The following is a 12400-nucleotide window of genomic DNA, read 5'->3' as shown; positions in this document are numbered from 1 at the left end:
GGCGCGTCAGAAGCGGGGCAGGTCGGGGTGTTTGATCTGCCCGCCGCGCACCAGCATCTTTCCGTACTCCGCACACCGGTTCAGCGTGGGGATGACCTTGCCCGGATTCAACAACCCCGCCGGGTCGAACGCATGCTTGAGCCCGAACATCTGCGCGTTCTCTTCAGCCGTGAACTGCACACACATGCTGTTGAGCTTCTCCACACCCACACCGTGCTCACCCGTCACCGTGCCGCCCATGGCCACGCTGGTCTCAAGGATGTCCGCGCCAAACAGTTCGCAGCGGCGCAGCTGGTCAGCATCGTTGGCATCGAACAGGATGAGAGGGTGCAGATTGCCGTCGCCCGCGTGGAACACGTTGGCGCAGCGCAGCTGGTACTTCTTTTCCATCTCCTGGATGGCGAGCAGGATGTCGGCCAGCCGCTTGCGCGGGATGGTGGAGTCCATGCACATGTAGTCGGGGCTGATGCGGCCGCTAGCGGGGAAGGCGTTCTTGCGGCCGCTCCAGAAGCGCAGGCGTTCGGCCTCGTCGTTGCTGACCGAGATGGCGGTGGCGCCCGCAGCGCGCAGCACCTCGCTCATGCGGCCAATTTCTTCTTCCACTTCTTCGGGCGTGCCGTCGCTTTCGCACAGCAGGATGGCTTCGGCCGTGAGGTCGTAGCCTGCGTGCACAAAGTCCTCCACGGCGGCGGTCATGGGCTTGTCCATCATCTCCAGCCCGGCGGGGATGATGCCGGCGGCGATGACGGCGGCCACGGCGTCGCCCGCTTTGCGCACGTCGTCAAAGCTGGCCATGATGCAGCGAGCCAGCTGGGGCTTGGGGATGAGCTTGACCGTCACCTCGGTGGTCACGGCCAGCATGCCTTCGCTGCCGATCACGGCGGCCAGCAGGTCGTAGCCGGGGGCGTCCAGCGCCTCGCTGCCGAATTCGACGGGCTCGCCTTCCACGGTGAATCCTTTCACCTTGAGCACGTTGTGCACGGTGAGGCCGTATTTGAGGCAGTGCACGCCGCCCGAGTTCTCGGCCACGTTGCCGCCGATGGTGCAGGCGATCTGGCTGCTGGGGTCGGGCGCGTAGTACAGGCCGTACGGCGCGGCGGCCTCGCTGATGGCCAGGTTGCGCACGCCGCACTGCACCACGGCCGTGCGGCTTTCGGGGTTGATGTCGAGGATGCGGTTGAACTTGGCCAGCGACATCGTCACGCCCATGGCGTGCGGCATGGCGCCGCCGGACAGGCCCGTGCCCGCGCCCCGCGCCACCACGGGCACCTGCAGCTGGTGGCATACCTGCAGCACGGCCTGCACCTCGTCGTACGTTTCGGGCAAGCACACCACCAGCGGGCGCTGGCGGTAGGCGGTGAGGCCGTCGCATTCGTACGGCGTGGTGTCTTCGGTGTGCCAGAGCAGGGCGTGGGCGGGCACCACACGGCCCAGGGCCTGGACAATTTCGGCTTGGCGTGCGGCGCGCTCGGACAGGGCTGCGGTGGGGGCGGCGGCAGTGTTCATGGCTGTCACTGTAGGGGATGGCCGGATGCCGCGGGGTGAGCTTTTCTGCAGGGGATTGTGAAAAAGACCTGGATGCTCATTTATTGATAGCTGCTTGCGCTTGATGGACAAGCGCTGGGGCTGATTTTTGCCTGAACTTGGTGGAAGAGGGCGCGGCTCGGGCGAGGGCTGCGTCCCCCTTCCCGGCGCAGCCGAGAGAAGGGGGAAGGCGCCAAAGGCGACTCAGGGGGATGCCTCTACTACGCCATGGTCTTGCGCAACCACTCCGCAAACGCCGCGCATTCCCACCGGTCCATGGTCCCAGTGCGCCAGCACAGGTAGTGCGCGTGCGGGCTGGCGGTGTCGGTGTCAAACAGGCGCACCAGCGTGCCGTTCTCCAGCCATGGCGCGCCCAGCTTGAGGCGAACCAGCGCCACGCCCATGCCGGCTGCAGCGCCGTCACACATCAGGCCGATGTCGTTGAACTGCGAGCCCTCGCTGGGCTCGGCCCAGTCGAGGCCTGTGGCGGCAAACCAGGTGCGCCAGGGCTCCAGTGGGCTGCGCAGCAAGGGCACGCCTTCCAGGTCTTCGGGGCGCTCAAAGGGGCCGTGTTCGCGCACGAAGGCGGGCGAGGCCAGGGGCGTGACCACGTCGCGGGCCAGCTCCACATGTTCCACATCGGCATAGTGGCCCGCACCAAAACGCACCATCAGGTCGGCGTCTTCGGCCACCACATCCAAGAGCGGGATCGACACCTGCAGCGCCAGGTCGATTTCTGGGTACGCCTCGGTGAACTGGCGCAGGCGCGGGATGAGGATGGTGCGCGCAAACGTGGGCGTGACCGCCAGCTTGAGGCGCCGCCGCCCGGGCGCCGCCGCCTGCCCGGGAAAGCGCTGCAGCGCGCCCAGCCCCTCGCGCACATGGGCCAGGTAGGCGCTGCCCTCGGTGGTCAGCGAAAAGTCGGCCCGGCCAAACAGCCGCACGCCCAGGATCTGTTCGAGCTGCTTGACCCGGTGGCTCACGGCGCTGGGCGTCACGCACAGCTCGTCGGCCGTCTGCGTCACGCTGCGCAGCCGCGCCAGCGCTTCAAACGTCAGCAGGCACTGAATGGGCGGGATGCGCCGCGCCGCACTGCTGAGGAAGGATGAAGACGGAGCGGCGATGGCCATGATGCGCAACGAGCGTGTTACTTGAAGACGACCGTCTTGTGGCCGTTGAGCACCACGCGGTGCTCGCTGTGCCACTTCACGGCGCGGGCCAGCACCTGGCTTTCGGTGTCGCGGCCCCGGGCTGTCAGGTCTTCCACCGTGTCGGTGTGGTCGGCGCGGGCCACGTCCTGTTCGATGATCGGGCCTTCGTCCAGGTCGGCCGTCACATAGTGGGCGGTGGCGCCAATCAGCTTCACGCCCCGGTCATGGGCCTGGTAATACGGCTTGGCCCCCTTGAAGCTGGGCAGGAAGCTGTGGTGGATGTTGATGGCCCGTCCGGCCAACTTTTGACATAGGTCAAGAGAAAGTATCTGCATGTAACGGGCTAGTACCACCAACTCGGCACCTTCGCCCTCGATAATCTCAAACTGTTTGGCTTCGGCCTGGGCTTTGGTGTTGCCCGTCAGCGGGATGTGGTGGAACGGCACGTTGTAGCTGGCCGCCAGCTGATAAAAGTCGCGGTGGTTGCTGATGATGGCGCGGATGTCGATGGGCAGCAGGCCACTCTTCCAGCGGAACAGCAGGTCGTTCAGGCAATGGCCCTCTTTGCTGACCATCAGCACCGTCTTCATCGGGGCCGCTGTAGCGTGCAGGGTCCAGCGCATCTGGTGTGGCTCTGCAAACGTTGTCAGGCGGGCCTTGAGGGTAGCGTGGTCGTGCTGGTCGCAGGCGAACTGCACCCGCATGAAGAACAGGCCGGTGGCGTGGTCGTTGTACTGGGCGGCTTCTTCGATATTGCCGCCGTGCTCCAGCAAAAAGCCCGAGACGGCGTGCACCAGCCCCAGGCGGTCGGGGCAAGACAGGGTAAGGATGTAGGCGGTTGTCATAGCGCTGCGATTGTCGCAGCATGGCCTTTGCGCCGAAGGAACGGGGATTTTGATGACCAATCCGGGCAAAGCCCAACGTATGGCTCCCTGGCAGGGGATGCTGCTGTATCTGGTGATTGGCGTGAGCTGGGTGTTTGTCGGTGACGCGCTGCTCGAGCACTGGGTTTCCGATCCCCATGTGCTTACCCGCATGCAGACGTGGAAAGGCTGGGGTTTTGTTCTGGTGACCAGTGCCTTGGCCTGGTGGCTGCTGCGCCGTGTGGTTCGTTCCGAGAAGCTGCGCTACGCGTTGGCGTGCGAGTTGTCGAAAGTGGTGCGGTACGCGCCGGCGGGGGTGGCGCGCCTCGCACTCGACGGCAAAATCCTGTGGGTCAACGACCGGATGGGCGAGCTGCTGGCCATGACCCGTTCGCACCTGCTGACGCTTTGGGTGCGTGATGTGATGCCGCTCAACGACGTTGCCGAGGCCCATGCCCAGCTCGCACGGCTTGTGGCAGGCGACATGGACGACCACGTAAGCCAGCGCGTGTGCCTGCGTGGCGACGGCACCACGGTACCCGTGCTGTGCACCGTGACACTGGTGCCTGAGGTCGACGACGTGCCCGCGCACCTGATCTGCCTGTTGCAGGACCTCAACGACATCACGGTGGCGCGCGCCGCCCTGGAACTGAGTGAGGCGCGCCAGCGGCTGGCCGCCACGGTGGTGGACAACACCATCGAAGGCGTGGTGGTGACCGATGCGCAAAGCCGCATCCTGTCGGTCAACGCCGCGGTAACGCGCCTGCTGGGCTATACCGAGGACGAACTGCTTGGCAAGACGCCGCGCATCTTTCAGTCGGGCCGGCACGACAAGGGCTTTTACGACGCGATGTGGGGCGCTGTGCAACAGACGGGCCACTGGCAAGGAGAGATATGGAACCGCCGCAAGAACGGCGAGGTGTTCCCCGAGCACATGTCCATGTCGGTGGTGCGCGACCCTGCGGGCCACATCACGCACTACGTGTGCATGTTCACCGACGTATCGGAAGAAAAAGCGCGGCAGCGCCAGCTGGAATACATGGCGCACAACGACGCGCTCACTGGCCTGTCCAACCGCACCTGGTTCGGCCGCCAGCTGGAGGTGGCCGTGCAGGACGCACACACCAGCGGCGAGCACATCGCTGTGCTGCTGCTCAACCTGGACCGGTTCAAGGACGTGAACGACAGCTACGGTCACTCCACGGGTGACGAAGTGCTCAAACACATTGCACGCCAGGTGCAGTCGGCCCTGCGGCCGGGCGATGTGCTGGGGCGCCTGGCGGGCGACGAACTGGCCGTGGTGGCGCGCAACCTGCGCCATTCTGACGGCGCTGCATCCGTGGCCCGCCACCTCATTGCAGCCGTGGCCGAGCCCTGGCGTTCACCCGATGGGTTTGAAGTGGTGGCCGGGGTGAGTGTGGGCATCTGCATGTACCCCGAGCACGCCCAAACTGCCGAGCTGCTGCTGCAAGGCGCGCACGCCGCCGTGTACGGCGCCAAGGCGCGTGGGCGGGGCGCGTGGTGCTTCTTCCATGAGGCCATGACGCAGGCCGCACGCGAGCGGCTGGCGCTGGAGTCGCGCCTGCGGCTGGCGCTGGCACAGGGCCATCTGCAGATGTACTACCAGCCGCAGGTGGACATTGCCACCGGCCGCATCGTGGGCGCCGAGGCGCTGGTGCGCTGGAACGACCCGGTGGAGGGGCTGATATCGCCCGCGCGTTTCATCCCGGTGGCCGAGACCTCGGGCGTTATCGGCCCGCTGGGTGAATGGGTGGTGCGCGAGGTGTGCCGCCAGGGCCAGCAGTGGCGCGCAGCGGGCCTGCCGGACCTGACGCTGGCGGTCAATGTGTCGCCACGGCAGTTTCATCTGACCGATCTGGCGGGCTGTGCGGCGGCAGCGCTGGCCGAGTCCGGCTTTCCCGCCGAATGGCTGGAGCTGGAGATCACCGAATCTGCCCTGGCCGAGCGCACCGACGAAGCCCGGCTGGTGCTGATGCGCCTGCAGGCGCTGGGCCTGCGCATTGCGGTGGACGACTTTGGCACCGGCTATTCGTCGCTGGCACAGCTCAAGCGTTTTCCCATCGACGTGCTCAAGATCGACCAGAGTTTCATCCGCGACATACCGCAGAGCGAGGACGATATGGCGATCAGCGCCGCCATCATCGCCATGGGGCACAGCTTGGGGATGTCGGTGCTGGCCGAGGGCGTAGAGACCGAGGGGCAGCTGGCGTTTTTACGCGAGCGGGGCTGTGATTCATATCAGGGCTACCTGTGCAGCCGCCCGGTGCCAGCGGATGATTTTGCGGCGCTGCTGCGGGCGCGGGCAGCTGCAGCCGCGTAGTTGGCGCCCCGTGGGGGTTGAGTCAGGCTTTGGGTGGTTACTGAGGCGCCGACGGCGTCGGGGCGCGCGGCGCCCATTGCTTGCGCAGCTCGCCACAGTGGTCCTTGGCTGGCGGGGCGAGGGTAGCGACAATGGCATCAGCATCAGAATTAATAGCTGGTAGCGCTTGTCCAGAAAGCGCTAGAGCCACTTTTGACACTAAATTGGCTGGCCAGTGTGTGGGCACGCCCAGGCTGCGCAGCACGTGGCCGCCCCCGGCCACCAGCACCACCGTCTGCCCGGGGCGCAGCGCCTCCTCGGCGGTCTGCGCCATGCTGGCGTCGCGCGCGATCTGTATGCGGGCCATGGGCGCAATCTGCGATTCGGGCAGCAGCCCGCAGTGCCCGTCGCGCAGGGCGGTGTACTGCCGTTGCAGCGCCGGGGCGGGTAGGTGCTGGTCCCACGCGGCTTCACCCATGGCGGCGCGCATGCGGTTGCGCGGCAGGTTGCCACCCAGCACCGGCACACCGGCGCCCACGGCGGCCATCACCACCGGCCCGTAGGCCTTCCAAGGCCAGGCGTTGTCTTGCCACTGCAGGGCGGCCTGCACCTGTGCTTCGGTCGCGTCACGCGGCAGCCCCTGGGTGCTGTGTCCGCGCTCGGCCATTTCCATCACCACGGCCGCCAGCTGGTTGCGCGTTGCCAGCCACACCACGGTGTCGCGCTGCAGGCGCTGGTGGTCAGCCGCATCGTGCTGCTCGCCCAGCAGTAGCACATCGGCGGGCAGCAGGGTGTGCAGGCGCTCGGGCCAGGGGGCTGCCGCGTCATGGGCGGAGGGCAAGCCGGCGCAGCCCGACAAGCTTAGAACGCAGGCGAGCGCCGTGGCGCCCAGCCAGCGGGACATCGGCGGCGGCGCCTCGTGGGCTGGGCGCTGCCACCAAGCAGTGAACAGGGGGAAGAAATGCATGGCGCCATGCTACGCGCATCTTTCCGCCCGTAGCGAGCGGCGCGACGGGGTTCCGCCCGCCACCATTGCGCCGCGCCGGGCACGAGGTTCATACTGTGCGGCACTGCCGTCGCATTTAACCGCTGCGCGGGCCGGTGTGCTGCCTGCGCCCCACAGGCCACCCTGCCTGGGGCATGGGTGCTGGAACGGTCCAGGCCGGGCTTGATGAATCACTCTTGACCGAGCGCAAGGCCCCCACCCCGTGGACACCAAATCATCGGAACCCATGAAGCGCGAACCTCACTCCCCCTTGCCTCCCGCCAGCACCATCCAGCCCATCAGCCTGGACGTGCTGCGCGAGAAATACCTCAAACCCGGCGAAACCACGGTGGAGCAGCTGTACCAGCGTGTGGCGCGGGCCCTCGCATCGGTCGAAAAGCCGGAGCTGCGCGCCAAATACGAAGCGCTGTTCCTGGCCAACCTGCAGGCGGGCGCCATCGGTGCGGGCCGCATCATGAGCGCGGCAGGCACCGACATCCAGGCCACGCTGATCAACTGCTTTGTGCAGCCCGTGGGCGACTGCATCCAGGGTGTTGACGACGAGGGCTTTCCGGGCATCTATGAGGCCCTGCGCGAGGCCGCCGAAACCATGCGCCGCGGCGGCGGCGTGGGCTACGACTTTTCCCGCATCCGCCCCAAGGGCGCGCGGGTCAAGGCCACGGCGTCGATGGCGTCAGGGCCTTGCAGCTACATGAATGTGTTCGACCAGTCGTGCTCCACGGTAGAGAGCGCGGGCGCACGCCGCGGCGCCCAGATGGGCGTGCTGCGCATCGACCACCCTGATGTGCACGAATTCATCACCGCCAAGCGCACGCCGGGCCGCTGGAACAACTTCAACGTGTCGGTGGGTGTGTCGGATGAGTTCATTCATGCCGTGCAGAACAACGCGCAGTGGGAGCTGGTGCACAAGGCAAGGCCAGGCGATGCCCTGCTGTCCCAGGGCGCCCGCCAGCGCGCGGATGGCCAGTGGGTCTATGCCACCGTGCCCGCGCGCGCGCTGTGGGACACGATCATGAAGTCGGCCTACGACTTTGCCGAGCCGGGCATCTTGTTCCTGGGGCGCATTAACGAAGACAACAACCTGCATTACTGCGAGGAGATTGCTGCGACCAACCCGTGTGTGACGGCAGACACCTGGGTGATGACCACTGACGGGCCTGCTCAGGTGTCCGACCTTGTGGGGTGTACTTTCTCTGCAGTCGTTGACGGGCGCGCCTATGCCGTGCAAAGCCAAGGCTTTTTCAAAACAGGCACCAAGCCGGTGTTGCAGCTAAAGACCAAGGAGGGGCATGCCCTGCGCCTGACGGCTGATCATCGCGTGCGCCGCGTGGCACGCAAAACTCGCTATTGCCTGGAAGTGGAATGGACAGAGGCCGCGCAACTGCAGCCTGGCGACGAGATCGTGCTGCATGACCACCGGGCGTTTGAGGGCTGGGGCGGAGCGGGTACGCAGGCCGAAGGCTACCTGCTCGGGCTGCTGGTGGGCGACGGAACGCTCAAAGCCGACAAGGCGGTCATATCGGTCTGGGCGCCTGAACTCATGGTCGTTGGGCAGGGCGCAGTGGCCTACGCCGCCACCGGAGCTGACGGCATCATGCGGGCGGCCACCGCTGCAGCGGCCACATTGCCGCATCGCGCGGATTTCAAAGGCTTTCAGCGGCCCGTGGCAGGGCGTGGCGAGGCGCGGATGGCCAGCGCTGCGCTGTGGAAACTGGCGCACGAACTGGGCATGGCGCCTGGCCACAAGACCATCACGGCCAGCATGGAGCGGCAGTCGTCAGCCTTTGCGCAAGGCCTGCTGTCTGGGTTGTTTGATGCCGATGGTTCGGTGCAAGGTGCGCAGGACAAAGGGCTGAGCGTGCGCCTGTCGCAAAGCGATGAGGCCTTGCTGCAAACCGTGCAACGCATGTTGCTGCGCATGGGCATCGCCTCCACGCTGTACCGCAACCGCCGCCCGGCGGCCGAGCGCAACCTGCCCAACGGAAAAGGCGGCACGCAGCCCTATGCCACCCGCGCGCAACACGAACTGGTCATCAGTGGCGACAGCATCGCGGTGTTTGCCGAGCGCGTGGGCTTTTGCGACACCGAAAAATCGGCACGTCTGGAAGAGGGCTTGTCTCAATACCGGCGCGCACTGAACCGCGAACGCTTCACTGCCACGGTGCAGGCGCTGGTCGATGCCGGGGTAGAAGATGTCTACGACGTCACCGTGGCTGATGTCCATGCGTTTGATGCCAACGGCATCGTGGTGCACAACTGCGGCGAGCAGCCGCTGCCGTCGTACGGCTGCTGCGACCTCGGCCCCATCATCCTGACCCGCTTTGTGCGGCACCCGTTTGGTGTGGGCGGCGAGGCCGCGTTCGACTTCGAGGCCTTCACCCAAGCCGTGGCGCTGCAGGTGCGTGCGCTCGACAACGTGCTGGACGTGACCTACTGGCCGTTACCGCAGCAGCGCGACGAGGCCATGGCCAAGCGGCGCATCGGCGTGGGTTTTACCGGCATGGGCAACACGCTGGCCATGCTGTGTGTGCGCTACGACCTGCCCGAGGGCCGCACCATGGCGGCGCGCATTGCCGAATGCATGCGCGATGCGGCCTATGCCGCGTCGGTAGACTTGGCGCGCGAGAAAGGGGTGTTCCCCGAGTTTGACGCCAACGGGTATCTGGCCGAAGGCACCTTCGCCAGCCGCTTGCCCGATTCTCTCAAGGCGGCCATTCGTCAGCACGGCATACGCAACAGCCACCTGCTGTCCATTGCCCCCACCGGCACCGTCAGCCTTGCCTTTGCCGACAACGCCTCCAACGGCATCGAGCCACCGTTTTCGTGGATGTACAAGCGCAAGAAGCGCGAGTCGGATGGCAGCACCGGCGAATACGCCGTGGAAGACCACGCCTGGCGCATGTTCCGCGAGCTGGGCGGCGACGTGAACGCGTTGCCGGACTATTTCGTCTCGGCGCTGGCCATGCCCGCCGAGGGCCACATCGCCATGATGGAGGCCGTGCAGCCGTTTGTGGACACCGCGATTTCCAAGACCGTGAATATCCCGGCCGACTACCCCTACGAAGACTTCAAGGACCTGTACCTGCAGGCCTGGCGCGCCAAGCTCAAAGGCTTGGCCACCTACCGGCCCAACGCCATCCTGGGATCGGTGCTGGAGGTCCACGCGGCGCCGGAAGTGGCCGCCACACCGGCCACATTGATGCCCGTGGCGCCCGCCGCGCAGCCCATCGACCCCATGCGCACCGTCATCGAAAGCCGCCCGCAAGGCGGCCTCTCCGCGGTGGCCGAAAAGCTCGAATACTGGACGCAGGAAGGCCACAAGACGCTGTACCTCATCGTGTCCTTCCTGCCCGTGCCCACCGGCGTGGGCAACGGCACGGTAGACCGCGCCATCGAGTTCTTCATGCCCGTGGGCCAAAGCGGCGAGTCGCAGCAGTGGATCACCTCCAGCATGCGCATGCTGTCGCTGGCTGCGCGCGGCGGTTTTCTGGAGCGTGCACTGAGCGATATGCGCAAAGTGGCCTGGGACCGCGGCCCCGTGCGCCTGGGCACCCACCGCAAGGACGACGGCACGCTGGTGCCCATGTGGCACGACTCCGAGGTGGCGGCCATGGCCTATGCCATTCAGAACATCCTGGCGCGCCGCGTGGCCGACCCTGTGCAGCAGCAACTGCCACTGGACGAGCCCGCGCAACTGCCGGCTGCCGTGCCGCAGGCCATGGCTGGCAAAAAGTGCAGCGAATGTGGCGCCCATGCGGTGATCCGCAAGGATGGCTGCGACTACTGCACGCAGTGTGGCCACCTGGGCACGTGCGGCTGACGCGCTGCGCACCTGCATCCACCCGCTGCACCCATCACCGCGTACTGACTCAAGGAGCTCCACGCCATGACCGTGATCCCCTGGCCACTCAAGATCCGCGCCGTGGGCAACACCGCTCAGGTGGGGTCGCGGCGTCTCGCAGCGGCCTCAGCGCCCAACACTGCCGACGAGCTGGCCGACATGGCGGCCACGCTCATCGAGTCGCGCCAGACGATTTTGCCCAAGCGGCTGGGTGCGCCGGGGCCCAACCCCGCGCAGCTGGCGCAAATCCTCCATGCCGCTGCGCACGCGCCCGACCACGGCCAGTTGCTACCTTGGCGATTTGTGCTGGTGCCCGAGGTGTCGCGGCCCCAGCTGGCGGAGGTCTTTGTCGCCGCACTGCGCGAACGCGACAGCGCCGCCACCGAAGCACAACAGACGCAGGCGCGCGAGAAGGCCTACCGTGCCCCGCTGCTGCTGCTGTTGCTGTTGCTGGTGGTGGTTGATGGCGAGCGCGGCGACCCGGAGATCGACTTGCACGAGCGCCTGGCCTCCGCGGGCTGTGCGGTGCAGAACATGCTGCTCATGGCCACCGCGCAGGGCTTTGGCTCGGCGTTGACCGGCGGCAAGGCGCTCAAGTCGGACGCACTGCGCGGGCTGTTTGGCCTGGCGCCGTCTGAGCTGGCGCTGTGCTTTTTGAGCATCGGCACTGTGTTATCCCGCAAGTCGGCGCGGCCACGCCCCGCTGCGCAGGACTATGTGAGCACGCTGGATGCTGAGCGCGGCGTTGCTCCCGGCTTCTGATCGGCGGGGCCCCTGCACACTCCTGGCTTCTTTGCCTTTCCTGTTTCCCCTCAGTCACCCGGGTTTGACGCTATGGATATCTCCAGTCTGGACGACCTTTTGAAGGCCGCACGCATGCAGCCCGACCCCCCGCAGTTGCTACTTGTATGAGGAGGGGCGCAGCTGTGGCAACCACCGGCTCGGCCCGTCATATCCCCGGCTTCAACGCCCCTGGCGTGGGGTTTGAAGACCCCTTTGCCATGCTGCAGGCCTGCCACGAGCGTGTGCAGCGCACGCTGGCCCTGCTGGCGCGGTTGCGCGCGCACGTGCTGCAGCACGGGGCAGACGGCGATGCCCGCCACGCCGCGCGCGACGTGCTGCGTTATTTCGACATCGCCGCGCCGCTGCACCATCAGGACGAAGAACTGCACGTGTTTCCGCTGCTGCAGGCCGATGCGCCTGCTGATGCTGAGCTGCAGGCGCTGGTGCGTCGGCTGCAGCAAGACCATGTCTGCATGACCGCCGACTGGGCCGCTGCACGCGCACCCCTACAGGCGCTGGTGGACCATGCAGAGGGTGCGGATGGCGCCGCGCCGCCATTCTTTTTCTTCAGCCCGCAAGATATCGCCGCGCTGGACCGCTTTGCCTCCTGCTATGGCGACCACATCGCGGCAGAGGAGGGCCTGGCCTACCCGGCAGCGATGCAGTTGCTGACTCCCACCGCCCTTGCTGCCATGGGGCGCGAGATGGCGGCCCGGCGGGGTGTTGTTGAGTCGGCATCTTTGAACTTGAACTAACCGTTCGGTCTGAGCTTGTCGAAGCCTTGCGCGGCGCTTCGACAAGCTTGTATGGTCAAGCCATGAATACAGACAAGTTGCGCAACATCCTGAACGGCGTAATGCTCAGGTTCCGTCAACTTGTCTACCAAGGGCAAGGAGCTGGGGTGGAGTGCCA

The 12400-nt window shown here is 66.4% G+C and carries 8 protein-coding genes; 4 read left to right on the top strand and 4 right to left on the bottom strand.

Annotated elements, in window-relative coordinates; genetic code table 11:
- Window positions 1-6: 6 nt before the first annotated feature.
- The 3 genes from ACK4OE_RS16320 to purU all read right to left on the bottom strand — a co-directional run bounded on the left by ACK4OE_RS16320 (window position 7) and on the right by purU (window position 3520).
- Window positions 7-1506 carry an FAD-linked oxidase C-terminal domain-containing protein gene (locus tag ACK4OE_RS16320; RefSeq protein WP_409886074.1) on the bottom strand — a complete coding sequence of 500 codons (1500 nt, stop codon included), beginning with the start codon at window positions 1504-1506 and terminating at the stop codon, window positions 7-9.
- A gap of 239 nt (window positions 1507-1745) precedes the next feature.
- Window positions 1746-2654: a LysR substrate-binding domain-containing protein gene (locus ACK4OE_RS16315; RefSeq protein ID WP_409886072.1), complete on the bottom strand. Its 909-nt coding sequence runs from the start codon at window positions 2652-2654 to the stop codon at window positions 1746-1748.
- Window positions 2655-2671: 17 nt separating this feature from the next.
- Window positions 2672-3520: a formyltetrahydrofolate deformylase gene (gene purU, locus ACK4OE_RS16310; RefSeq protein ID WP_409886070.1), complete on the bottom strand. Its 849-nt coding sequence runs from the start codon at window positions 3518-3520 to the stop codon at window positions 2672-2674.
- Between the two features lie 52 nt (window positions 3521-3572).
- Between purU and ACK4OE_RS16305 the strand changes: the two genes are divergently transcribed.
- Complete coding sequence (locus tag ACK4OE_RS16305) at window positions 3573-5879, top strand: putative bifunctional diguanylate cyclase/phosphodiesterase (RefSeq protein WP_409886068.1); 2307 nt, start codon at window positions 3573-3575, stop codon at window positions 5877-5879.
- A 37-nt stretch (window positions 5880-5916) separates the two neighbouring features.
- On the opposite strand, the gene ACK4OE_RS16300 is transcribed toward ACK4OE_RS16305, so the two are convergent.
- A complete protein-coding gene (locus ACK4OE_RS16300) occupies window positions 5917-6825 on the bottom strand; it encodes a ChaN family lipoprotein (protein ID WP_409886066.1) in 909 nt (302 codons plus the stop codon).
- A gap of 265 nt (window positions 6826-7090) precedes the next feature.
- Between ACK4OE_RS16300 and ACK4OE_RS16295 the strand changes: the two genes are divergently transcribed.
- From ACK4OE_RS16295 to ACK4OE_RS16285, 3 genes are all read left to right on the top strand, one after another.
- Window positions 7091-10684: an LAGLIDADG family homing endonuclease gene (locus tag ACK4OE_RS16295; RefSeq protein WP_409886064.1), complete on the top strand. Its 3594-nt coding sequence runs from the start codon at window positions 7091-7093 to the stop codon at window positions 10682-10684.
- A gap of 66 nt (window positions 10685-10750) precedes the next feature.
- Complete coding sequence (locus ACK4OE_RS16290; RefSeq protein WP_409886062.1) at window positions 10751-11467, top strand: nitroreductase family protein; 717 nt, start codon at window positions 10751-10753, stop codon at window positions 11465-11467.
- A gap of 164 nt (window positions 11468-11631) precedes the next feature.
- Window positions 11632-12243: a hemerythrin domain-containing protein gene (locus ACK4OE_RS16285; protein WP_409886060.1), complete on the top strand. Its 612-nt coding sequence runs from the start codon at window positions 11632-11634 to the stop codon at window positions 12241-12243.
- Window positions 12244-12400 lie beyond the last annotated feature (157 nt).

Source organism: Acidovorax sp. (genome assembly GCF_046314175.1).
GTDB lineage: Bacteria > Pseudomonadota > Gammaproteobacteria > Burkholderiales > Burkholderiaceae_C > Acidovorax.
This window is presented reverse-complemented; position numbering and strand designations above follow the sequence as displayed.